Raw genomic sequence first — 24,639 nt, forward strand, 5'->3', positions numbered from 1 at the left:
TTAGGGAATGATTTGGGCGAAAAAAGTTCTCGCACCAGTCATCAAGCCTGACGATGGCCGCGATGATTAAATACATAAAATTCATACCAATGCGTCACAAGCGCCATGCATAATCACTGTGACAAATATTGACAATCGACTGATGCAGATAGATAATAAACCTTTTGATGAATATCAATTCAATTTATAGATATATAATTTTAATCACGAAATAGCCGCACGCCATGACTCATATTTTTGCAAAAAGTGATGACCCAAAAGACTTGGTCGCTGATTTATTAAAAACCATCGCCCTAAAACAAACCGCGCCTGACGTATTCGTTGCGCCCAGCTTTGATTATGTTGGTCCTAGGATTTTTGGAGGGCAAGTATTGGCGCAGGCGCTCATGGCGGGGGCATTGACCTTAGAGTACGACAAGCCTTGTCATTCTTTGCATGGGTATTTTTTGCGCGGTGGTGATGTTCGTTTGCCGGTGACTTATCAAGTGCGCCGCCTGCGTGATGGTAGAAGCCTGTCGGCACGTGAAGTCATCGCGGTTCAGTATGTGCCAAATGATGCCGGCGAGCTGAATGAACAGGTAATCTTCTCGATGATAGCATCATTCTCGCCCATGGAAGGCGGGCTTGAATACCAAGAACCGATGCCTGAATATCCAGAGCCCGACTCGCTATTAAATGAACAAGAGCTAAAATCATCCTATGTCGGCAACGTCCCAGAAGCCCTAAAAGCACGATTCATGCGAAAACGCCATGTTGAGATCAAGCCCATTGATCCTCGCGACCCCATCGCACCTAAGCCCACGCGCCCACGTCAAGCCAACTGGCTACGCATCAGCGAGTTGGGTGAGCAGCCTGTAGCGGTGCATCAAGCGCTACTTGCTTTCGCGTCGGATTTTTATTTGGTGGGCACAGGTCTGATGAGTCATGGGCTTAGCTACCTTAGTCGCGGTCTGCAGGTCGCCAGCATCGACCATTCCATGCATTTTCATCGCCCATTTGACATCAACGAATGGATCTTATATGACATGTGGAGCGATACGACGAGCCACGCCAAGGGTCTTAACCATGGTCAATTTTGGCAAGATGGTAAACTCGTCGCCACCACCCAACAAGAAGGTCTGATGCGCCTGCATCTAGATACAAAGGCATAGTCATGTCAAAGCGCGCTCTTGTTGTGATTGGCGCTGCATTGCTGTGCGCCTGTGATACTGCTGACACCACGCAGACCAAGTCACTCACCGATAAGCAAATCACCAAACTCATCCCTAAGCGCGTCGATGGACGAGCCTCGTGGGCGGCCGACATTGCTAAGATCTTCGATGAACTAAAGATCCCCAAGAACACTCAGAACATCTGCACTGCGATTGCCGTCATCGACCAAGAATCTAATTTTGATGCTGATCCGCGCGTACCAAACCTAGGCAACGCCTCACTAAAGGCGATCGATGAGAAACTAGAAGCCAAATTCGGCAAGACACTTGCCAAGACCTTTCTTACGATGCTTGAAACCAAGCCGACCAAAGATGACAGCTTTATCAAGCAAATTAAGCAAGTAAAAACCGAGCGCGAACTGGACGAACTGTATCAAAAAATCTTTGATTACTTTGCCAACACTTATAAAGTCTCAGGGCTTGCCCACATCACCAAGTTGACTGGCGAAGGCATCGATGAGCGCATCAACCCCATCACCACACTGGGGTCGATGCAGGTTCACATCGACTACGCGCGTGCGCATCGCCGCAGCAACATGAGCGATCGCACCCTACGTGCTGATCTGTATGGCCAGTACGGCGGTCTGTACTATGGCATTCATCGCCTCATGGTGTATAAGGCCGATTATGATAAGCCACTGTATCGATTCGCCGATTACAATTCTGGCATGTATTCAAGTCGTAATGCCGCCTTTCAGCAGCGCATCAGCAGCCTAAGTAAACAAAAAATCGACATCGATGGCGATCTTTTGCTCTATGATGGCAGTAGCCCACTGAGCAAAAAAAGCCAAACCGAAACCGTACTCATCAAGCTTTTGGCAGCAGCACCGACACCCATTAGTGAACGCCAAATCCGCAGCGACCTAAAAAAAGAAAAAACCAAAAGCTTTGAAGACACTCAAAGCTACCGCGCGATCAGTGAGATGTTCAAGAAAAAATACGGGCGCGACCCAAGCTACGCCATCATGCCACAAGTCGTCATCTCAGGACCGAAGCTAAGCCGAGATTATAATACCAACTGGTTCGCCACCCGAGTCGATAAGCGCTATCAGACGTGCATGGCGACCGCCAAACAGCATAAGATCAAGATCTAACCATGACCGTCGTCGCACGCACACCAACCACGATCATCACAGGCTTTCTGGGCGCGGGCAAGACCACGTTTATTAATGTCTTGCTGGCTCACAAAAACGCCTTGAACATGGCGGACAAATGGGCGATCTTGGTGAATGAGTTTGGTAAGATTGGCATTGATGGCAAGCTTTTTACCGATAATGATGTTGCGATCAAAGAAGTGAGCGGCGGATGCATCTGCTGTACCAGTCAGCTACCGCTACAGATCGCCTTGGTTCGCTTGCTCTTTGATCATAAGCCCAGTCATCTGATCATCGAGCCTACGGGTCTTGCCCATCCTGATGAGCTATTAAGTCAGCTGAGCGCACCGCATTGGCAGACCAGTCTTGACTTACGCGCCACCATTTGCGTCCTAAACGCCGCCCAATGGCAAGAAGAGCATTATCGCAATCACGATGGCTATCAAGTGCACGTCAAATTCTCAGACATCGTCGTCATCAACCGCACCGAGACGCTTAGCACTGATCAATATCAGGCGCTGAATGATTGGATCGGTAGCATTCACCCTGATGTGCAGATCATTGACATGAACACCACTTCTGCCGATGAGCTTATGGCATTACTTGGCAAAATGCCAACGCCCAAACTGCAGCCTATCAAAGTTGCATTAAACCCTTTGGCTGTCAAGCCCGCAACCACAAACACGAACACAACCAACGACACAGACAGCACCGAGCTGCCCTATCGCTATCATGATAAGATGGCAAGCTTTTACGTGGGCGGATGGCGACTACCAAAAGAATGGCGATTCAATGGTCATGAACTACAAAAATGGCTACTAAACCTCCCTCATTATGCTCGTATCAAAGGCATCATTCACACCCAAGATGGTTGGATTAGCCTAAACATCACCCAAGAGAGCATCAGCATCCAAGACAGCGACGCACAGGAAGACAGCCGTCTAGAGTTTATCCTACACCAAAAGATGGATTGGAATGGACTAGATGGTGAGCTTATGGGATTTTTGATAGGTGAGTGATATTAGATCACTCGAACACCTTAATCAATTTTTGCTGCGTATCCACCATCACGTTTGAGCCAATGCCCACCGTAAATAACGGCTGCGTGTGGGCAAAATCCATGTCATACATCACGGGCACACGCCCCAAAATGGGGTGCTTATCAAAAATCGCTCGCAACAGCCCATCAGTCATACCCACATCTGTCGGTACACGCCCAAACAGTACCGCCTTGGGGTCTGGGTAGGTTTGCAAAACGGCAGTCAGTTGCCGTGCAAAATCCATGATATCATAGCCCTCCGCCATTTCTAACATAATGACATAATCGCCAAGCGTATCCACCTTTGGGGCGTAAGGCGTGCCGTTTAGCAGACAAAACGTGGATAAATTACCGCCAATCAGCCGACCGCTCGCCTGCCCTTCTGTATAAACTTGCCAACGGGTGTCAAAAAATTGACGGGTGCAGTCAGGCAAAAACCACAAATCAGACGACCATTTATCACTAGGGATGAGCTCGTATTGGCTTTGGGTCAAGGCTTGTGTCCACATGGCGGACTGATAGTCTTGCAACTCATCCATCTTAAAGGACGAATAGCTTGCTCCCATATAGGTTATCATGCCTGTCTTGGCAAAAATGGCGGTCAAAACGGCAGTTGTGTCAGAATAGCCACAGATGATTTTTGGATTGGCTTTGATAAACTCATAATCCAAATAAGGCAACAATTCATTGCTATTAAATCCGCCAATGGTCGCCAAAATCGCCTTGACACTTGGGTCGGCAAATGCCTTGTGCAAATCGTCCACACGCTCGGCAATGCTTGCTGAGCCAAATTCATCATTGGCAAGATAATTATCCGAAAATGACACGGTGTAGCCCATGCGCTCAAGGCGGACTTTGGCGGATAAATTGGCATGAAATCCGCCAATACGTGCCACAGAGCTTGACGGGCTGATGATGCGAATGTGATCGCCTTGGCGTAATTTTGGCGGGGCAAAAATGTTCATAATTGTCCTTAATATTGAGATAGGATTTTGGGATTATAGCATTATTGTGCCTATGGTCAAGCTGTTCATTTGCCCCATAAAAAAGGGCGAATTATTCCGCCCTAATATTTTTTAAACATCTTTAAAATACATTATTACCCTACATCCAGTCTCTATCCGCCACTTCTTCGGTATTACTTGGCAGACGAGTCACGAGTACTTGGTCAATCTTATAATGATCAATGTCCACCACTTCAAATTTAAGATTTTCATGCACGACGAAGTCAGCAGGGCGCGGAATCTTACGCAAGCGATACATGATAAAGCCCGCCAGCGTCTCATAATGATCCCAATCTTTAAATTCCCCCACATCGAGGGCATGCTTGACATCATCAATGGGCGTACTACCATCGATGAGCCAAGAATTCTCATCACGGCGGATGATCTGCTGTTCTTCTTCGATGGGCGACCCCCAGTCCCCCATGACCGTCATCATGATGTCGGACAATGTGATGACCCCGACCACCCACGCATACTCGTTGATGACGACCGCGAATTTTTCTTTACTGGCACGAAATTTATCCAAAAGCTCAGAAAGGGTCAGCGTATCAGGGATAATCAGCACGTTACGAATGGTAGATTCATTTAACTGAACAAAAGACTGATTATTCAAAAATCTCACCAAAATATCCTTGGTATCAACATAACCAATCACTTGATCGATGGTCTCGCTACACACCAAGAACTTCGAATAAGGATACTCGGCGATTTTTTGGCGGATGGAATCTTCAGATTCCCCCAAGGTAAAATACACCACGTCTTCACGCACGGTCATCGATGACGGCACGGTACGCTCTTCTAGCTCAAACACATTTTCAATAAAATGCTGCTCTTGTTGTAGTACCACGCCCGCTTCTGCGCCTGCGTCCATGATGGCAGAGACGTCATCAAAGGTAATACTCTCTTCTCGCACAGTGTTAATCTTGAATAGGCGAAAGGTCACATTGGCAATGCCGTTAATGATCCAAACCAAGGGTTTGACCACCTTAATCACCACCAGCATCGGATTAATGACCGCTAGGGCGACCTTTTCAGGGTTAATCATCGCGATGCGCTTGGGGATTAAGTCAGCATATAGAATAAAGACCAGTGTCACTACTGTAAAACTGGTAAAAAAAGCGATGCTCTCCGTCCATTGACCTTGATAAAAATGTCCAATCAGCTCGGCAAAATAAGGACGAAGCGCCCCTTCACCCACCGAACCGCCAAGGATGGCGACCGCATTTAGTCCGATTTGGCTTGTGGCAAAAAAGTCGGCAGAGTTTTCTTGTAGATGCATGATCTTATCAGCGCGATTATCGCCACTTTCGGAGATGAGCTTTAATTTGATTTTTCTTGCCCCTGCCAAGGCAATCTCAGAAATTGAGAAAAAGCTTGATACCAAAATCAAGACCAAAATCATCAAAAGATGTTGTAATAACTCCACGGCAATTCCAATCATTGAAATTTAAAAATATGTGATAAATTTTATCGGGTGTGCGTACAAAATTCAAGTACAGCCCTGTTTTCATTCGGCCTTAGCCAAAAGCACTAAAAAGACGGCATTCACGCCGCCTTTGGGTTTATTTGAGCTGACAGTGTACCACTTGCCCTTTGATGCCACTTGCCTCATCTGTCATCAGATAGACATAGGCCGGCATGATGTCTTCAGGTGTCTTTAGCGTATATGGATCTTCGCCTGGGAATGCGTGGGCGCGCATGTTGGTGCGGGTCGCGCCAGGGTTGATGCAGTTGAAGCGTAGTGCAGTCAGACGCTGTGTCTCTTGGGTGAAAATCTCGCTCATGCCTTCGATGGCTTGTTTTGATAACGCGTACGCCCCCCAAAATGCTCGCACTTGTGCCACGCCTGAACTTGTGAATACCACCGAGCCGCTTTGAGCGGTTTTTAATAACGGTAGCAAGGCTTGAGTCAGCATGAATACAGCTGTGGTGTTAATGTGCATCACCTGCTCAAAGGTGATCGGGTCATACATCTCCAAAGGCGTCAGCGCCCCAAGAATTGCCGCGTTATGCAGCACCCCATCCAAGCGACCAAATTCCTTCTCAATAAGCGTGGCAAGCTCATTCATCTGGGCAAAAGTTGCTTTCTCCAGATCCATCGGCAAGATGGCAGGGGTTGGCAAGCCTAGGCCCTCGATCTCATCGTACACCGCCTCAAGCTTAGCTTGGGTCTTACCTAATAATAATACCGTCGCCCCGCATTTGGCATAAGTTAAGGCGGCGACCTTGCCAATGCCGTCGCCTGCGCCGGTTACTAGGATGATTTTATCTTGCAGGCTGTCCGCTTTTGGCGTGAAATTTAAAATCTCTTCATGGTTAATTTGTGCACTTTGCATGTGTATTCCGTGTTGTTTTATCTTGATTTATTAGTAATAAATTTGGGCGACGACTCATTAGGTGTTTTTATACAATCTCCAAATGCCCACCCCGTTAGCAATGACAAGCTTAATTTATGATGCAATCCTAGCCGTCACACCAGTCTATTCAGTAGCACCGCCAAATCATCGGGTGTCGCCACCACAAAATCCGCATCCCATTCGCTGGGATCTTCCTTAGGGACGATATAGCCAAATGCCGCCGCCACCGTCTGCATACCCGACGCGCGCCCTGCCTGTATGTCTCGGAGGTGATCGCCCACATAAATGGCGTCTTTTGGGGTGATGCCAAGCTGATCACATGCCAGATACATCGGCTCAGGGTCAGGCTTGGTGTTTGTCACATCATCAGGGCATACTAATACCGAACAGCGATCAGCAAGGTCTAATTTATCCAGCAGTTGCTCTGCCAAATAACGCGGCTTATTGGTAACAATACCCCAACAAATCCCCGCATCTTCAAAAGATTTTAACATCTCGTCAAACCCATCGAACAGTCGGCTATCAACACAGATGTCCTGCTCGTATAGATCCAAGAATTCTTGACGGTAACCAAGCAGCTTAGGATCGGTATCTGCCACCTTGCCCAACTCATCGCCAAACATCAGTCGCACCATCGCACGTGCACCTGCCGATACCTGCTCACGGATGGCCATGTCGCCTGGACAAGGGTGGTTGTGCTTGGCGCACATGTCCTTGATGATGCGAATAAAATCAGGCGCGGTATCAATGAGCGTGCCATCTAGATCAAACAAAACCGCCTTTAATGCGCTCATTGTGCCACCTTGTCAGCTGCTGCCTTAGTGAACGACATCATGTAATTGACATCAACATTGCGATTCGACAACCAAAAATGCTTGGTAATCGGATTATAATGCAAGCCTGTCATGTCTTGACGCTCAAAGCCTGCACGAATTGCCATCTGATCAAGCTCGGCAGGTGTGATGAACTTGTTATAATCATGCGTGCCTTTATCTACCAGGCGCAGTACATACTCTGCGCCCACGATGGCAAATAGGTATGACTTAGGATTACGGTTGATGGTCGAGGTTACAAACACTCCGCCTGGCTTTAATAATTTGAAACACGCTTCAATAATCGCCGATGGATCAGGAACGTGCTCTAGCATCTCCATGCACGTGACGACATCATAGGTCTCTGACTGCTCTTTTGCCAATTCTTCGATCGCCACACAGCGAAATGACAAGGTCTCACTCATGCCCGTCTTATCAGCGTGGATGCTCGCCGCCTGTAGATTCTCATTGCCCAGATCCACGCCAAGCACATTCGCGCCACGCACCGCCATCGAATGCGATAAAATACCACCGCCACAGCCAACATCTAGGATGCTCTTACCCATCAAAGGCGAACCATAGCACTCATGCACGCGGTCTTCGATCCAATTTAGGCGTAACGGATTAATGTCATGCAGTGATTTAAATGCGCCATTTCTGTCCCACCACTCATTCGCCAAGGTGGTAAATTTACCAATTTCATCGTAATCGACGTTCGCATTTTGGGTGGTTGTTTGCATAATTTTTCGCTTATTTTGTCATCAAAAATTACTTGCTATCTTATCACTTTCACGCCAAATTTGCTATACAACCACGAACATAAGCAGCTGATTTTGATACAATGAACACCTTGTATCGCTAAGTTTTACGCAATTTTTAAGGTTATGGATCGATTTACAAAGGTTTGTGCAAAATCAAAACACTTTGCAAGGCAAGCTTAATAAATCTGTTACCATTTCTGCCAAAAAATAGGCTAAACTATGGCATATTTTTATTTAAACGTTTAAATCATGGCTCGTTTTTGGTAGAATTAGCCAAATTTAGCATTCATTTTAATCAATAGTACGAAAAAGCAAGCACGACTCGCTGCTTGTTGATGTGTTTTATAAGGATTTCGTCATGAAATACACCCTAACATTCACCGCCATGGCAGCTGCCATCGGTCTTGCCAGCAGCGCTTTTGCCGCTGATTTCGTAGAAGGTCGCGATTACCAAAAAGTTGCAAACCCAGAAAATATCGCAGGCGATGTGATTGTGGTGCGTGAATTCTTCTGGTATGGCTGCCCACATTGCTACAACCTAGAGCCACACATGCAAAAATGGGCAAAAACTCGCGCCGAAGACGTGGCGTTTTTCCGCACGCCTGCGGCCATGAACCCTGTATGGGAAGTGCCTGCACGTGGCTTCTATGCTGCACAGCAGATGGGTCTTGAGAACAAAACCCACCAAGCTCTTTTTGATGCTGTTCACAAAGATGGCAAGCGTAACATCATCGCCAATCAAAACAACTTGGCTGATTGGTACGCATCTCAAGGCGCTGACAAAGCCAAATTCAACAGCTTCTATAACTCATTCTCAGTCAGCACCAAGATCGAACGCGCCAAGCAAGGTGCGGCTCGTTATCAGTTGACAGGCGTTCCTGCCATCGTGGTTCACGGCACTTATGTGGTGTCAGGCGATGGTGAGAGAGCCACGCAAGTTGTTGACTTCCTAGTTAATAAAGTCCGCGACGAAAAGAAATAAGCAAAGATAAGATTATTATCTTAAAAATCCGCACCACAGTGTGCGGATTTTTTTATCAAAGCGCAAGCAGCCCATGTAAGAGATTGCTTACAAACATTGACGATATTGGCTAATTGCTGCGGTAGGGCTGATTTGGCATAATACACCCAAGCAGCAAGGATACTGCAAATGGAATTGCCAACATGGATGAATGCTGTCACTATGGATGAAACGCATGGATTAAGTGCTCGCACTTAAAGCAAGGAACACCAAAAAAGCCACATGAGCAATCATGTGGCTTTTGCTTTTTGGAATTTATCCGATTAATCATCAGGTGGATAAGATCGCTACTTCTCTAACATAGCTTTCAAAGTCCGCCAAGCTCTCCTCCAGCAGCTCATCATCCTGTAGATGCTCAGCATAGGCAATCCACAGCAGCAGCTGATACACACTGTTAAATTCACTGGCATTGAACTGCTTCACGAATTGCTTGATCGTGCTTTCATCATGCAACTGCAAGCGGCTTAGCCATGTTTCGATTTTGGTTATCTGCTCTTTGGTGAACTTAATCTCAAACAGCGCGCGCGTCAGACTCTGACGATCTTCTTCGATGATAAGCTTGCCCACACGCTTGATCTGGCGGTTCTTCGCCGCCGCGCTGGTGATGTCTGATAAATGTTTTAATTCATCTAAGAAATAATCACTGACTGGCAAAGTAGCAAGTTGTTTTTTTGATAAATTTGCCAGTGGCGTAGCCAGCGCCTGTAAGCGCTCGTGTGATTTTTTGATTTCGGTGCGAGAGACTCGCATGTCTTGTTTTGACCAGTCAATATTCATAACATACTCTTTTTATTAATGGGTTACCAGTGGCGTTTTTCACGGTGCTTGATGCGCACCTTTAGATGCTCAGGCAGTCCGAGAGCCAAGGCATTTTCTATTTTTTCGCTGACGTAGACTGAGCGGTGTTTGCCGCCGGTGCAGCCGATGGCAACCGTCATGCTATGGCGATTATTGTCTGCAAATTTGGGCAGCCATTTTAGAAGATAGGCTGTGATGTCCTCTGCCATCTCATCAACCTCGAAAGATTGAGCGAAGAAGGCTTTTACTGCGTCGTCCTGCCCTGTCAATGCTCTTAATTCCTCGTGCCAATGCGGGTTTGGTAATATTCTCATGTCAAATACTAGATCAGCATCTAATGGCACGCCATACTTAAAACCAAAGGACAGTAGATTAACATTAATCTTATTTTCAAACCCAAGATAATCACGAACCTTTTGTTTTAATTCGTGAACATTTAGCAAACTTGTATCGATCTTAATGTCCGCCAGACTTGCGATGGGTTCAAGCAGTGCGATCTCGCTATGGATGGCGTTCGGTAGGTTGCCTTTGGTTGCCATCAAAGGATGCACACGTCTCGTCGAACCAAATCGCGCCACCAGCACACGCTCTTCGGCGGTGGCATACAGTACCGTCACTGCCTGCTGGCCATATTCCTTGATGAGCGCTTGATGTAGCACTGGGAAATTTGATAAATCTGCAAGCGGCAGACGGCTGTCAATCCCAAGCGCGATCTTATGAATGCTATCATCCAGCGTTAGCCGCCTAATAGCGCTATCCGCCAACGACAATGGCAAATTATCAATCACATAATACCCAAAATCCTCTAGGATATTTAATACCGATGTCTTGCCCGAGCCTGAACGCCCCGAGACGATAACGATAGAGATTGAATCGCTCATGATCATCCTTTAGGTTAGGTGAATTTCGATATTATCCAACAGTCTTGCTTTGCCAAGGTTGCTTGCGGTTAGAATCACCAAATTTTTATCTTGATTGCTAGGCGGTTTCAGTCTATCGGTCAGCACCTCTAGATAATCCACCGTAAATCCTGAAGCATTGATCCGATCGCGATATTTTTGGGTAAGCTCGTTTAACCGCAGAATATTAAAATCAGCTCTTAACTCATCAGCAAAGTCACATAGCGCCTGATGCAGCCTTGGAGCGACGGCCAATTCATCAGCGGTCAGGTAGCCATTTCTAGAAGATAATGCCAAACCGCTATCCGCACGCACGATCTCACCGCCAATGATCTTGATGCCAAAGTTTAGCTCATCGTTCAGCTTACGAATGATGGCAAGCTGTTGATAGTCTTTTTTGCCAAAGATCGCCACATCAGGACGCACAATATTAAACAGCTTACTGACGACCAATCCCACACCGTCAAAGTGCGTCAGGCGAGTTTTACCACATAGAATCTTGGTAATCTCGCCAGAGAGCACCTGAATCTGCGGCGGATAAGTAGGATACATCTCATCCGCGCTCGGCGCAAAGACCATGTCGCACGCCACACTCCGAAGCTTAGCACAATCTTCATCCAACGTGCGCGGATAACTGTCAAAATCCTCACCCACCCCGAACTGCGTGGGATTCACAAAGATACTCGCCACAACGATGTCAGCATGCTCCTTGGCGATATTTACAAGTGACAGATGCCCATCATGCAGATTACCCATGGTCGGCACTAAGGCGATGGTTTTGCCATCTTTGCGGCATGTCTGCAGAGCTGATTGTAATTCTTTGATATTGTGGAAAATGTGCATGTCGTTCTCTCAATACTAGCTAATTGAAACTGTGCTCAGCAGCTGGAAAAGACCCCTCTTTGACCTGCTTATGATACAACTCAAGCGCGCCAAGTACGCCATTGTCGTTCGCATCATCACCCAAGAAGTCTTTGACAAACTTGGCAGGCTTACGCGTGTAAACGCCCAACATGTCATGCATGACCAATACCTGACCATCCGTATCAGCACCCGCACCAATGCCAATGACAGGGACATTCACACTTTGGGTAACCATCTTAGCAAGAGCGGCGGGCACACATTCTAATAACAGCATGCTTGCGCCTGCTTCAACGAGTTTTTGGCAGTCATCTAAGAGTTTTTTGGCCTGTTCATCCGTTCTGCCTTGTACTTTATAGCCGCCAAATACATTCACCGCCTGCGGTGTCAGTCCCAGATGTGCGCACACCGGTACGCCATTTTTGGCAAGTACGGAGATGGTCTGGCACAAGCCATCATCCCCTTCTATCTTAACCACATTCGCCCCCGCTTGCATCACCGCACGGCTGCTATTGATGGCGTCTTCTAAAGTAGCATAACTCATGAATGGCAAATCAGCCATAATCAGGGCGTGGCTGTTACCTCGGGCGATGTTGGCAGTGTGATACACCATGTCGCCAAGCGTGACGGGGAGTGTGGATGACTGCCCCTGCACGACCATGCCAAGGCTGTCACCCACCAAAATGACCTCAATGCCCGCTGTCTGCATGAGATTGGCAAAGCTGGCATCATAACAAGTCAAGCAGCTAAACTTCTCGCCAGAGGCTTTGTATTTATTTAAGGTTGATAACGTGATGGGTGCTGTTTGGGTCAGATAACTCATAAACATCCTTTTATTTTAATCGTCTGTACTTAGACACGCGCTTATAAATGAGACAAAGATCAGTTTGTGATTTTTGTCAATTCGGACATATCATGCGCCAATGCCAGATCATTGATTTTTTGACCACTGATAACAAGGTCTTGGCTAAGCTCTAGCAGCGGCACCAAAACGAAACTTCTTTCAAAGATGCCTGCATGCGGTACGGTCAGTCTGTCATTTTTGATAATTTGATCATCATAAAGCAGCACATCCACATCAAGCGAGCGCTCACCCCAACGTCTAAGGCGCACTCGTCCTGCGCTGCTTTCAAGACTTTGGCAAAAATCAAGTAGCCTCATGGGGTCTAAATTCGTCTTGGCAGACAATACCGCATTCACAAAATCAGGCTGATCAATCACGCCAAATGGCTTTGATGAATACAGCGATGACAATCTCACCTCTATAAAGCGATCATCACTCTGTAGGCATTCGAGCACCGATAAAATATGACTCGTAGGATCACCAAGCTCATTGGCGATATTGCCACCAAGTCCTAAGTATATCTGTACAAATTTACTCATCTGGTCAGCCTTATGACTCGCACGCCCACCTATTCGCCCGCTCGCGGCTTGGCGTTTGATTTTTTACGCCGTCTGTGCTTGGGAGCATCCGCATGGCTTGATTGAGCTTTGGCGGTTTTTGGTTTTGATTTGGGTTTTGGTGTGCGTTTCTTGATAGCTGCCTGATGAGCATTCTCTTCAGTCATGCCTTGCTCACGCTCTTTGATTGACAGCGTTGATGATGGGCGACGCTTACGATAGCGAGTCGCAGGAATGTACGGCTCGTCGTTATTGAGTAGCTTTAAGAACTCTGCCTCACCATAATTTACCTGCTCAAACACGGGAACGACCACATCACGGCGGCGCGGAATGGGTCTATTGGCTGGTTGTTCAGGTTTATTTGGCAAAAATTCATCGGCATTATCAACGACGAATAACGGCTTTGGCGTCTTAGAGCTGGGCTCTTCATCGCGGCTTGATAACTGCTGAAGCTGCAGTAGCTCATCGCTGGTATTGCCGCCACGATTACGTCTGCGTGATGACAATCCTGTCGCACTGCCACCACTGGCAAAGCTCTCTACCATCTGAGCGCGAGTGCCTGCATCGGCATCCTGATAGCGTGTCCACCACACGCCCATGTTATTGGTCGATTCGGACAGCTCGTACCTATCATGCGCCTCACGCAGCACAAGAAAATCAAAAGCGGCACGGAATTTCGGGTGGCGCTCTAGATTGACGATGTCACGGACGCGTGGGTTGGCAAGCTTAGGCTGCATGAGCCAAATGCTGGTGATGAATTCTTCGGCGAACTTAGGGATGGCGGTTCTTAGGCGCTGCACATCGACCACTTTTGCGGCGGCTTTGCTCTGCGCCTCATGGAATGGCAAGCCTTTTTTCTTAAACTTGGCCAGCTGATACAGGTAATTTTCCCACAACAATACCGCATAAAAGAACGCAGGATTAGCTCCCTTACCCATACCGACGCGCTTATCCGTATTGATGGCGGTGGCAAGCATTAGCGGCGTTGGCTCATTTGGCGCATACGCCATCAGATGATCCATCGCCCCATGCTCGAACAGAATCGGCAGCAGCGGGGTCAGATAACCTCCTGAGAACATCTTCTGGGATTCGTCATACAGACGATGCGCCGATACCTGCTCAAGCAGCACCCAATTATCCTCGTGGAACTGCGCACCCAAAGCACGATCAAAATCAAAGCCCAACTTCGCCTTAAAACGCAGCGCACGCAGCAGACGCACGGGATCCTCTTCGATGCGAGTCTTAGCATCGCCTAACAGGCGCAGCGTGCGATTTTGGACATCGTCAATCGCGCCACAAAAGTCAAGTATTTCGCCCTTAATTGGCTGATAATACAAGGCATTGATCGAAAAATCACGACGGGCAAAATCTTGATTAATATCACCCCACACATTATCACGGGTAATCATACCCTCTTCGGTGGTGTGGGTGTCATCTTTGGGCGGGGCACGAAAGGTCGCCACCTCAATCATCTCACGCCCAGAATAGACGTGCGCAAGCTGAAAGCGTCGCCCAATAATACGGCAACGACCACCAAAAATCGCCTTAATCTCATGCGGTCGAGCGCTTGTCACTGCATCAAAATCCTTAGGTGCAAGCCCCAAAATACTGTCGCGCACACCGCCCCCCACGATGTACGCCTCAAAACCCGCCTTATTTAAAGTGCTCACCACCTCAATGATACTGTGCGGCAAGGCAGATTTATTCACCCCAAGCGCCTTATCACGATGCGTAACAAAGCTTTGGCTCTTTTTGGGCTTTTTATTTCTTATGGATTTGCTGGATTTCCCAGAGTTCGCTGGCTGATGCGCCATGCTGAATTCTCCCTGTGGGCTGTAAATTTATTTTCTATGTTTAAACCATCTATTTTAACCGTTATTGGCAAAAAAAGCGAACATAACACACATTTTGTGATAATTTAGTCCGAAACGCTTAGCCTATGGCGATTTTTGTCAAGCGTCGCCTGCCCGATGCCTTTGACTTGCATCAGCTCATCCACGTGACGGAATCGTCCTATTTGGGTGCGATGCTTGATGATGCGCTCTGCCGTATTCACCCCAATCCCCTGCAATGTCAAAAAATCACTCGCGGTCGCCGTATTGATATTAATGCGTTCGCCAAGTCTCTTGGTATTTCTTTGCTCATTTTTCATCGCCTGATAAGCACTAACAGCATCAGCGTAGCAGCGATTGCCCACAGAATGCACTTGAGCGAAGCTCGGTAACGTCACCACCATCAATAGCAATATGACACAGCTACTTATTTTCTGCATCTTTTGCCATATCCCAATAGTTATCCATCTCTGCCAAATCGCTCTGTTCAAAGGTTTTGCCCTGCTCCATCAGCGACTTTTCCACAAAAGCAAATCGGCGTTTAAATTTGGCATTGGTATTTTGCAAAGCCATCTCGGCATCAATGTCTAAATGACGAGCAAGGTTGGTCAAGACAAACAGCACATCGCCAAGCTCGCCTGCGATTTTGTCTTTTTGAGTTTTATCCAATTTATCTGTTTTATACTTAAAATCAAGCGTGGGTAATTCTGCTTTTAATTCGCTAAGCTCCTCTTGGAGCTTCTCCAACACACCGCCCAGATTATCCCAATCAAAACCAACCTTACCCGCCTGTTTTTGTAAGTTTTGGGCGGTCATTAACGCCGTGCCTGCCTTGACATCGGATAATAGGCGTTTTGGGCGGTCTTGGTTTTCTATTTGCTTAATCTCATCCCAACGGCGTTTGACGTCTTCGTCCGTTTTTAGATTTTCTTTGTCAAAGACATGGGGGTGTCTGCGAATGAGTTTTTCTTGTAAGGTATAAATCACGTCCGCCATGTCAAACCGCCCTTGCTCGGCATACAGATGCGCATGAAAGATGATTTGCAAAAGCACATCGCCAAGCTCGCCTTTAATGTCATCGGTGGCAAGGGGGCTTTTGTCATCGCTTGCAATGGCTTCAATGAGTTCAAAAACTTCTTCGATGGCGTATTTTTGTAGGCTGTCGTTAGTTTGTTTGGCGTCCCACGGGCAGTCGGTGCGAAGGCGCGCCATGAGTGCTAACAGGTCAGAGAATTGATTGGTCGGATTCATGATTATTATCCAAAAAAATAAACCCCATTATACTAGATAATGGGGTTTTGCACATCGATTTTAGGCGGGTTACTGAGCCAAATCTTCGAACAAGGCTGTAGATAAATAACGTTCGCCCGATGACGGAATCACCACCACGATGAGCTTGCCGGCATTTTCAGGACGGCTTGCCACTTGCAGGGCTGACCATACCGCCGCCCCTGCACTGATGCCCACGAGCAGACCTTCTTTTTCTGCCATTTGACGAGCCGTGGCAAAGGCGGAATCGGTGGTAACCGTGATGACTTCGTTATAAATGCCCGTGTTTAAAATGCTCGGCACAAAACCAGGGGCAAGCCCTTGCAATTTATGAGCTCCTTTTTCGCCACCGCTAAACACAGGCGAATCAGACGGCTCTACCGCCACGATTTGTACGCTGTCCTTTTTGGCTTTTAGCACCTCGCCCACGCCTGTAACCGTACCGCCCGTACCAATCCCTGCCACCACGATGTCCACTTGCCCGTCTGTGTCTCTCCAGATTTCTAGGGCGGTGGTTTCACGGTGGATTTTTGGGTTGGCTAGGTTGTCAAATTGGCGTGGCATAAAATAGCCGTCTTGACTGGCAAGCTCGTTCGCCTTGGCAATCGCCCCGCCCATACCCTCTGATGCAGGGGTTAATACAAGCTCTGCCCCATAGGCACGCAGCAGGGCACGGCGCTCTAAGCTCATGCTCTCAGGCATGGTGATGACAAGTTTATAACCCTTGGACGCACACACCATGGCAAGCCCAATGCCTGTATTACCCGATGTCGCTTCCACAATGGTGGTGTCGTTATTGATAAGCCCGTCTTTTTCGGCTTCGTTTATCATGGATAGGGCAATGCGGTCTTTGACCGAGCTTGCGGGGTTAAAATACTCTAACTTTGCCACGACACGAGCGGGCAAACCTTCACTTAGGCGGTTTAATTCCACTAGGGGTGTGTTGCCGATAAGGTCGGTGATGTTTTTGGCAATGTTCATAAAATTTCCCTTGTTAAAGGTTGTCGGTTTAAAATGATACACGGTTAGCATACCAAATTTTTATGAAAATTTATAGGTAAAAAATGTTAAGCCTTATTCTATTTTGGCATTTAAATAATTTCACAATATCCACGGCTAAATCATGATAAAATTAAGCTGTTTCATATTCATATTTGGGATAATTTATGACCGCTTTTAGCCCCATCACCATCTCCTGCTTTAAAGCCTATGACGTGCGTGGCGAACTTGATGTCAATCTCGACAACGCCATCGCCTACCGTATCGGACGAGCGTTCGCCCAATATCTTAATGACGGCAAAGAAAATCCCGTCATCGTGGTCGGCTCGGACATCCGTCCGTCTAGTGAGAGCCTAAAACAATCCGCCATTCACGGCATCACGGACGCTGGTGTGGACGTGATTGATTTGGGTATGGTTGGCACCGAAGAAGTCTATTTTGCCACAAGCCATTATGGGGCAATTGGTGGTATTGAAGTAACCGCAAGCCACAACCCCATAAATTACAATGGCTTAAAAATGGTGCGCAAAAACTCTCGCCCCATCAGTGCCGATACGGGTTTGGCGGACATTCGCACGATTGCTGAACGTGGCGAATTTGTGGTGGCAGACAAAGGCAGGGTTACCCTAAACACTGACAAAACCGCCTATATTGATAAGCTCATGAGCTTTACCGATACCGCCAAATTTACCCCCAAAAAAATCGTGGTAAACAGTGGCAACGGCTCGGCAGGGCCTGTGGTTGATGAACTACAAAAACGTCTTGGCGATAACATTGAGCTTATCAAAGTTTATCACACCCCAGACGGCTCATTCCCAAACGGCATTCCCAACCCCATGATTATCGCCAATCAAAAAGCGACATCGGACGCGGTCATCGTTCATGGGGCGGATTTTGGTGTGGCTTTTGATGGCGATTTTGACAGATGTTTTTTGTTTGATGAACATGGGCGGTTTATCGAAGGCTCATACATCGTGGGCATGCTTGCCGAAGTGTTTTTGAAAAAACATCAAGGCGAGAGCATCGTCTATGACCCCCGAGTGATTTATAACACCGAGAACGTCATCGCCCAAAATGGCGGTACGCCTGCCATCAGCAAATCGGGGCATTCGTTCATCAAGCAAGTCATGCGTGAGACGGGAGCGATTTATGGCGGGGAGATGTCAGCTCATCATTATTTTCGTGATTTCGCCTATTGTGATAGCGGTATGATTGTGTGGCTACTGGTGATTGAGCTGTTATCAGTAACAGGTAAAACCCTATCCGAGCTTGTAAACGGCCATATCAGTGATTTTCCAAGTTCAGGTGAGCTAAATTTTCGCTTGGGACAAAAAACCGCGAGCGAGATTGGCGAGCTTTTGGAACAAAAATACCACGCATTAAATCCTACCAAAAATACCCTAGACGGATTAAGCCTAGATTTTGGCAACTGGCGGTTTAATCTACGTTCATCCAACACCGAGCCACTCATTCGCCTAAACATTGAAACCAAAGGCGACAAAGAGCTATTAAAAGAGCGAACCGATGAAATTTTAACAATACTAGATGAATGCGGTGCGGTGAGCGCCAATCACTAAGCCATGAAAAGACCCATAATATTGGGTCTTTTTTTTATAAATAGGATTTAACCCATTTGACAAAACTATCCACCATGGGTGAGATGTCTTGATTGGCGTGCACGATGTAATAAGCTCGATGGCTGACTAAAGTTTTGTCGGATATAATGAGGAGCTGCCCTGATTGCAGCTCCTGCTCGATGAGCATCCTAGGGATGAGCGCCATGCCCATTCCTTGTGCTGCTGCCACTGCCAACATCGAGAACAGCTCATAGCGTTGTCCACTAAAAGGACTGTAATGATCGATATGATTTGCCAAGAACCATTCCTGCCAGATGGTCGGTCTGGTCGTCTGCTGCAATAGAGGCATTTTGGACAATTCATCATCCGCCAAGTCGCACTCGCCATTCGCCGCTATCACCGACTCTCCAAAACGCTCGATCAGCAGTTTAGGCGATGCCACCAGCACAAGTGACTCATCCATCAGATGATGTGCCTGCACCCCTGGCCATTGGCGAATCTGCTGCGGCGTGCCTGCAAAAATTGCCGCATCGAATATGTTCTCACTAAACAAAAAAGGCTTCGTGCTCGTCTCTAGATGCAGATTAATCTTAGGATGTCGTTCATTGAAGTCTTGTAATTTTGGCAAAAGCCAGCGGGTCGCGAACGTCGGCACCACGCCCAATTTTAGAACACCGCCAAGACCTTTATGATTCATCAAATCAACCGTTGATCGCTCAAGTCCGAGCAGATGCGAAGTGACACTCTTTAGGTACATTTTGCCCGCTGTCGTGAGCTCCACACCATGCTTGGTTCTGACAAACAGCGCCACACCCAAGAATTCTCCTAGTTGCTTGACCTGTCTGGACACCGCACTTTGGGTCATAAATAGTGCCTGCGCCGCGTGCGTGTGGCTGCCATGTTTGGCAACTGCCTCAAAGCATAATAAGCTTTGCAAAGAAGGAATCGATCGCTTCATAAATTCTTCCGCTGTAAATTCGTCCGCTGAATGATATGCCAAAAACACATACAAGAATATATTTAATGTCTCAAGACCTAGTATTTATTTGTATTTTAGTCAAAATAATGGGTAAATACTAGGTTTTACCGTTTAAGATATGTATAAAAATCATACCTTGATGAAAATTACTCGTTTGAAATTTTTCGGTTCTCTCAATATTATAAAACTTCCAATCCCACACTCATTAATGCATCGGAGGCACACATGGCTAGCACAAAAGTCACATTCAACTGGGAAGATCCTTTCTTATTAGAAGCGCAACTCACCGAAGAAGAGCGAATGATTCAAAAGGTCGCGCATGATTATTGTCAATCAAAATTACAGCCCAGAGTTCTAGAGCAATTTCGCCACGAAAAAACCGATGAAAGCATATTTCGTGAGATGGGCGAGCTTGGACTATTGGGCCCTACCATTGGCGAACAATATGGCGGCGCGGGGCTAAACTATGTCAGCTACGGTCTGATCGCTCGTGAAATTGAACGCGTAGATTCTGGCTATCGCTCGATGGCAAGCGTGCAAAGCTCTCTGGTCATGGTGCCTATTAATGAATTTGGCACCGAGGCACAAAAACAAAAATACCTACCCAAACTTGCCACAGGCGAATATATTGGCTGCTTTGGTCTGACCGAACCAGATCACGGCTCAGACCCTGGCAGCATGATTACACGCGCCAAAAAAGTCGATGGCGGCTACCGCCTAACAGGCTCAAAGATGTGGATCACCAACAGCCCGATCGCTGATGTGTTCGTCGTCTGGGCAAAGGAAGTTTCTGAGTCGGGCGCACCAGGCGACATTCGCGGCTTTATCCTAGAAAAAGGATGGGAGGGTCTGTCTGCACCTGCCATTCATGGCAAGGTTGGACTACGCGCCTCGATCACAGGCGAGATTGTGATGGACAATGTGTTTGTACCCAAAGAGAATACTTTTCCTGACATTCGCGGCCTAAAAGGTCCTTTCACCTGCCTTAACAGTGCTCGCTATGGCATTGCTTGGGGTGCGATGGGTGCGGCAGAATTCTGTTGGCACACCGCACGTCAATACACACTAGATCGCAAACAATTCGGTCGTCCTCTGGCTGCTAACCAGCTTATCCAAAAGAAACTGGCCGACATGCAAACCGAGATTGCCTTAGGACTACAGGTTGCGCTGCGCTTCGGGAGGATGAAAGATGAAGGCATCGCTGCGGTCGAAGGAACATCGCTTATCAAGCGCAATAACTGCGGTAAGGCATTAGACATCGCCCGAACAGCACGCGACATGATGGGTGGCAACGGCATCAGCGATGAATTTGGTGTGGCGCGCCACTTAGTGAACCTTGAGGTGGTGAATACCTACGAAGGCACGCATGACATCCACGCGCTCATTCTAGGGCGGGCACAGACGGGCATCGCTGCGTTCTGTAATTAGTCAGCAAGGAGCTTGCCATGCACGCATTACAAGGGATTAAAGTACTCGACCTAAGTCGGGTACTGGCAGGGCCGTGGTGTAGTCAGATTTTGGCAGATCTTGGTGCTGATGTCATTAAAGTGGAACGACCTCGTTATGGCGATGACACTCGCACATGGGGACCGCCTTGGATGCCTGACAACCAAGGCAATCAGACCCGTGAATCAGGCTATTTTCAATGCGCCAATCGAAATAAGCGCTCTATCGCCATTGACATCACCCATCCTCAAGGTCAGGCATTGATACATGAAATCGCCAAAGACGTGGATGTGGTCGTCGAAAACTACAAAGTCGGCTCTCTCAAAAAATACGGCCTAGACTACGACTCATTGCGTCAGATTAATCCGCGGCTTGTTTATTGCTCAATCACAGGCTTTGGGCAGGACGGTCCTAGAGCCGATGAGCCGGGTTATGATTTTATCATTCAGGGCATGTCGGGACTTATGAGTGTAACCGGCGAGGCAGACGATGTGGTAGGCGGCGGTCCGCAGAAAGTTGGTGTGGCACTCGTGGACATCCAAACTGGCCTGTATGCCACGATTGCCATTCAGGCAGCACTGCTGGCACGGTCTTACACGCAGCAGGGTCAGCATATTGATATTTCTCTTCTGGATGTGCAAGTTGCCACCTTGGCCAATCAGGGCATGAATTACCTAAGCTCTGGCAATGTGCCAAAACGCATGGGCAATAAGCACCCCAACATCGTGCCCTATCAGACATTCAAGGCGAAAGACAAATCATTCATAATCGCCTGTGGTAACGATAAGCAGTTCGTCGATCTGTGTTTGGCGGTTGGATTGCCCAAGCTTGTTAGTACTGATAAATACCTTAAAAACCAAGATCGGGTTAAGCATCGAGATGAGCTGATTGAACAACTCTCGGCGCATTTTTTGACCCAAAATGCCAAACATTGGGTTGATCGCATTCATGCCGCCAAAGTCCCCGTCGGGCTGATTAATAACATCAAAGAGGCGCTTAATGAGCCGCAGATTCATCATCGGGGCATGGTGGTCAATATACCGCATAACCTCAATAAGGACTTTAAAACCATTGGATCGCCCATTCGCCTGTCTGATACGCCCGTGACTTATCACCTTGCTCCTCCGCAGTTGGGCGAGCATACTTTTGAGGTGTTAGCTTCGTTTTGCAATCAGGATCAATTACATTCATTACAGGAGCAAGGCATCATCGAGAATTTACGCAAGGATTAATGACAACGTACTTTAAATGCTACAATGAAATCGTTTTATGAATTTTACAAGGAGTTAACCATGAAACTAATGACCAAACTTATCACCATCGCAGTATTTGCCGGCTGCCTTGCTGCCTGCCAGGGCGAAAAAAGTGAATCCAGCGTACAAGCCACCCAAAGCCAAACCGCCGGTCAATTACAAACCAAGTTTTTAACCATTGGCACAGGTGGTGCCTCTGGCCCATTCAACATCATCGGGACTTCACTCTCAGAATTATACGCCCAAAAGTTTGGCGTCAATTCAAAGACCCAAACCACAGGCGCATCTGTCGAGAATCTTAATTTGATCAACCAAAAGAAACTTGAAATGGCGTTCGTGATGAACGACTCACTCAATGATGCCATGATGGGCGTGGGCAGCTTCCAAAAGAAAGTGGAAAATGTACGCTCAGTCGCAGCACTATACCCTAACTATGTGCAGATCGTCGCATCCAGCAAAAGCAACATCAGCTCCATCGAAGATCTTCGTGGCAAGCGCATTGCCGTCGGGGCACACGGCTCAGGTGTAGAGCTGTCCACACGAACCTTGCTTGAGGGCTTTGGAATTACTTATAAAGACATCAGACCTGATTATCTGGGCTTTGCTGAAGCGGCTGATGGTTTAAAATCAGGCAAATTGGATGCGGCATTTTTTACCAGTGGCATGCCCAATTCATCCTTGATGGAATTGCAGCAAGGCTTTGATCTAAAGCTCATCGCCATCCCTACCGACAAGCTGATCGAGGTAGCCAAAACCAAGACTTTTTTTGTGACTGAGACAATCCCCAAAGGCATGTACGGTAATGGCAAGGACATACCAACCGCCGCCATCTTAAACACACTCGTGGTGCGCAGCGACCTAAGTGACGATGACGTCTATACATTAACCAAGGCTTTATTTGAAAACCTAAACAAACTTCAAAACGCCCATCAGGCCGCCAACGACATTCAGGTTGAAAACGCACAGCAAAACCTCATCGCACCGCTACATCCTGGCGCACAGCGATACTATGATGAAGTGACTGCAAACAAATAGCCCTAATTAATCAAGAATTAAAAATGACCACAAGGACTACCCTGTGGTCATTTTGTTTAGCTGCGATAAAATTAAAATCCAAAATCAGATAACTTTTGGCATTAGGATTTAAGTTTATCGCCCACCAAACCCTTAACAGTGTTTAGAATGTCGGCAGGCAGTACAACGGTTTTAGCATTGTCCGATTGTGCCATCTCGTTCATTGCCTTAATGTACTGCTCACCCAATAGATAGACCACAGGCATCTCTTTGCCATCCATCGCAGATGAGATCAGACGAATTGACTCTTCTGAACCACGCGCCAAGACTACTTGTGCCTCAGCATCGCGGCGTGAAGCCTCAAGACGACCATCCGCCTCTAGGATTGCCGCTTGTTTTTGACCGTCGGCGCGCGTTACCATCGCACGGCGCTGACGCTCTGCTGCTGCCTGCTCTTCCATCGCCATTTGCATGGTGGGTGATGGTTTGATGTCTTGGATTTCTACGGTTTTTAGGGTGATGCCCCAGTCACTGATGTCGTCAGAGATGGCGTGTTTGAGCTGTGCTTTGATCTGATCTCGGCTTGATAAAGCGTTGTCCAGATCCATCTCGCCGATGATCGAACGCAGGGAAGTCTGCACCAGATTGCGAATACCATGCTCATAATCCTCGATACCGTACACCGCATGCGCAGGCTGAACGATATTGATGTACGCCACCGCATTGGCGATAATGACGACGTTATCGCGGGTGATGACTTCTTGGCTTGGCACGTCCAGCACGATGTCTTTGGTGGTGACTTTATAGGCGACACTATCAACATAAGGAATGATAAAATTAAGCCCCGGTTCTAGCGTCTGATGGTATTTACCCAGTCGCTGTACGATCCATTTTTCGCCTTGTGATACCATACGCACCCCTTTAAAGATGGTAAATACCACAAAAATAATCAATACAATCAACACACTACCGAATTCAAACATCTCTGTATCCTATCTTTTTACTGTCATAA

Annotated in this window: 24 protein-coding genes; 8 read left to right on the forward strand and 16 right to left on the reverse strand. The window is 47.4% G+C overall.

Annotated features, from left to right (window positions below; translation table 11 throughout):
- Positions 1-224 precede the first annotated feature (224 nt).
- From AAX10_RS09410 to AAX10_RS09420, 3 genes are read left to right on the forward strand one after another with little or no spacing between them, the layout of a single operon-like run.
- A complete protein-coding gene (locus AAX10_RS09410) occupies positions 225-1,151 on the forward strand; it encodes an acyl-CoA thioesterase (RefSeq protein ID WP_046700458.1) in 927 nt (308 codons plus the stop codon).
- Between the two features lie 2 nt (positions 1,152-1,153).
- Positions 1,154-2,305 (forward strand): DUF1615 family protein, encoded by a 1,152-nt coding sequence (locus tag AAX10_RS09415; RefSeq protein WP_046700459.1) that lies wholly within the window; start codon positions 1,154-1,156, stop codon positions 2,303-2,305.
- A 2-nt stretch (positions 2,306-2,307) separates the two neighbouring features.
- Positions 2,308-3,324: a CobW family GTP-binding protein gene (locus AAX10_RS09420; protein WP_046700460.1), complete on the forward strand. Its 1,017-nt coding sequence runs from the start codon at positions 2,308-2,310 to the stop codon at positions 3,322-3,324.
- 7 nt (positions 3,325-3,331) lie between these two features.
- Here AAX10_RS09420 and AAX10_RS09425 read toward each other — a convergent pair whose 3' ends face one another.
- The 5 genes from AAX10_RS09425 to ubiG all read right to left on the reverse strand — a co-directional run bounded on the left by AAX10_RS09425 (position 3,332) and on the right by ubiG (position 8,257).
- The gene (locus AAX10_RS09425) at positions 3,332-4,309 is read right to left on the reverse strand and encodes a S66 family peptidase (protein ID WP_046700461.1); all 978 of its coding nucleotides are present in this window, start codon (positions 4,307-4,309) and stop codon (positions 3,332-3,334) included.
- 139 nt (positions 4,310-4,448) lie between these two features.
- Positions 4,449-5,774: a polyamine export protein PaeA gene (gene paeA / locus AAX10_RS09430; protein WP_046700462.1), complete on the reverse strand. Its 1,326-nt coding sequence runs from the start codon at positions 5,772-5,774 to the stop codon at positions 4,449-4,451.
- 136 nt (positions 5,775-5,910) lie between these two features.
- On the reverse strand, positions 5,911-6,684 hold the full coding sequence (locus AAX10_RS09435; protein WP_046700463.1) for a YciK family oxidoreductase: 774 nt from the start codon (positions 6,682-6,684) through the stop codon (positions 5,911-5,913).
- 134 nt (positions 6,685-6,818) lie between these two features.
- Positions 6,819-7,499, reverse strand: a complete 681-nt coding sequence (locus AAX10_RS09440) for an HAD family hydrolase (protein WP_046700464.1) — start codon at positions 7,497-7,499, stop codon at positions 6,819-6,821.
- Positions 7,496-8,257 (reverse strand): bifunctional 2-polyprenyl-6-hydroxyphenol methylase/3-demethylubiquinol 3-O-methyltransferase UbiG, encoded by a 762-nt coding sequence (ubiG, locus tag AAX10_RS09445; RefSeq protein ID WP_046700465.1) that lies wholly within the window; start codon positions 8,255-8,257, stop codon positions 7,496-7,498. Before ubiG ends, AAX10_RS09440 begins: the two co-directional genes overlap by 4 nt.
- Positions 8,258-8,663: 406 nt before the next feature.
- Here ubiG and AAX10_RS09450 point away from each other — a divergent pair, with 406 nt between their 5' ends.
- A complete protein-coding gene (locus AAX10_RS09450) occupies positions 8,664-9,260 on the forward strand; it encodes a thiol:disulfide interchange protein DsbA/DsbL (protein ID WP_420812473.1) in 597 nt (198 codons plus the stop codon).
- Between the two features lie 309 nt (positions 9,261-9,569).
- Here the strand turns inward: AAX10_RS09450 and yjgA are convergent, their stop codons facing one another.
- The 9 genes from yjgA to cysK form a co-directional block, all read right to left on the reverse strand.
- Complete coding sequence (gene yjgA, locus AAX10_RS09455; RefSeq protein WP_046700467.1) at positions 9,570-10,076, reverse strand: ribosome biogenesis factor YjgA; 507 nt, start codon at positions 10,074-10,076, stop codon at positions 9,570-9,572.
- Positions 10,077-10,099: 23 nt separating this feature from the next.
- The gene (rapZ, locus tag AAX10_RS09460; protein ID WP_036366959.1) at positions 10,100-10,978 is read right to left on the reverse strand and encodes an RNase adapter RapZ; all 879 of its coding nucleotides are present in this window, start codon (positions 10,976-10,978) and stop codon (positions 10,100-10,102) included.
- 9 nt (positions 10,979-10,987) lie between these two features.
- Positions 10,988-11,839, reverse strand: a complete 852-nt coding sequence (gene panC, locus AAX10_RS09465) for a pantoate--beta-alanine ligase (protein WP_046700468.1) — start codon at positions 11,837-11,839, stop codon at positions 10,988-10,990.
- 19 nt (positions 11,840-11,858) lie between these two features.
- Positions 11,859-12,680 (reverse strand): 3-methyl-2-oxobutanoate hydroxymethyltransferase, encoded by an 822-nt coding sequence (gene panB, locus AAX10_RS09470; protein ID WP_046700469.1) that lies wholly within the window; start codon positions 12,678-12,680, stop codon positions 11,859-11,861.
- Between the two features lie 59 nt (positions 12,681-12,739).
- Positions 12,740-13,240, reverse strand: a complete 501-nt coding sequence (gene folK, locus AAX10_RS09475) for a 2-amino-4-hydroxy-6-hydroxymethyldihydropteridine diphosphokinase (protein WP_046700470.1) — start codon at positions 13,238-13,240, stop codon at positions 12,740-12,742.
- Between the two features lie 29 nt (positions 13,241-13,269).
- A complete protein-coding gene (pcnB, locus tag AAX10_RS09480) occupies positions 13,270-15,072 on the reverse strand; it encodes a polynucleotide adenylyltransferase PcnB (RefSeq protein WP_046700471.1) in 1,803 nt (600 codons plus the stop codon).
- Between the two features lie 104 nt (positions 15,073-15,176).
- Entirely contained in the window at positions 15,177-15,530 is a 354-nt protein-coding gene (locus AAX10_RS09485) for a ComEA family DNA-binding protein (RefSeq protein WP_052585420.1), read from the reverse strand.
- A complete protein-coding gene (gene mazG, locus AAX10_RS09490; RefSeq protein ID WP_046700472.1) occupies positions 15,514-16,341 on the reverse strand; it encodes a nucleoside triphosphate pyrophosphohydrolase in 828 nt (275 codons plus the stop codon). Before mazG ends, AAX10_RS09485 begins: the two co-directional genes overlap by 17 nt.
- Positions 16,342-16,410: 69 nt before the next feature.
- Positions 16,411-17,340: a cysteine synthase A gene (gene cysK / locus AAX10_RS09495; protein ID WP_046700473.1), complete on the reverse strand. Its 930-nt coding sequence runs from the start codon at positions 17,338-17,340 to the stop codon at positions 16,411-16,413.
- 185 nt (positions 17,341-17,525) lie between these two features.
- Between cysK and AAX10_RS09500 the strand changes: the two genes are divergently transcribed.
- On the forward strand, positions 17,526-18,935 hold the full coding sequence (locus AAX10_RS09500; protein ID WP_046700474.1) for a phosphohexomutase domain-containing protein: 1,410 nt from the start codon (positions 17,526-17,528) through the stop codon (positions 18,933-18,935).
- A 34-nt stretch (positions 18,936-18,969) separates the two neighbouring features.
- On the opposite strand, the gene AAX10_RS09505 is transcribed toward AAX10_RS09500, so the two are convergent.
- Entirely contained in the window at positions 18,970-19,893 is a 924-nt protein-coding gene (locus tag AAX10_RS09505) for a LysR substrate-binding domain-containing protein (protein WP_046700719.1), read from the reverse strand.
- Positions 19,894-20,139: 246 nt separating this feature from the next.
- On the opposite strand from AAX10_RS09505, the gene AAX10_RS09510 reads away from it, so the two are divergent.
- Genes AAX10_RS09510 through AAX10_RS09520 form a run of 3 tightly spaced genes read left to right on the forward strand, consistent with a single transcriptional unit; the run spans position 20,140 to position 23,648 of the window.
- Positions 20,140-21,342: an acyl-CoA dehydrogenase gene (locus AAX10_RS09510; RefSeq protein WP_046700475.1), complete on the forward strand. Its 1,203-nt coding sequence runs from the start codon at positions 20,140-20,142 to the stop codon at positions 21,340-21,342.
- A gap of 17 nt (positions 21,343-21,359) precedes the next feature.
- Positions 21,360-22,592, forward strand: a complete 1,233-nt coding sequence (locus tag AAX10_RS09515; protein WP_046700476.1) for a CaiB/BaiF CoA transferase family protein — start codon at positions 21,360-21,362, stop codon at positions 22,590-22,592.
- A gap of 60 nt (positions 22,593-22,652) precedes the next feature.
- A complete protein-coding gene (locus tag AAX10_RS09520) occupies positions 22,653-23,648 on the forward strand; it encodes a TAXI family TRAP transporter solute-binding subunit (RefSeq protein ID WP_046700477.1) in 996 nt (331 codons plus the stop codon).
- A 101-nt stretch (positions 23,649-23,749) separates the two neighbouring features.
- Here the strand turns inward: AAX10_RS09520 and AAX10_RS09525 are convergent, their stop codons facing one another.
- Positions 23,750-24,610: an SPFH domain-containing protein gene (locus tag AAX10_RS09525; protein WP_036366933.1), complete on the reverse strand. Its 861-nt coding sequence runs from the start codon at positions 24,608-24,610 to the stop codon at positions 23,750-23,752.
- Between the last annotated feature and the right edge of the window lie 29 nt (positions 24,611-24,639).

This window comes from Moraxella bovoculi, from assembly GCF_000988745.2.
Lineage (GTDB): Bacteria > Pseudomonadota > Gammaproteobacteria > Pseudomonadales > Moraxellaceae > Moraxella > Moraxella bovoculi.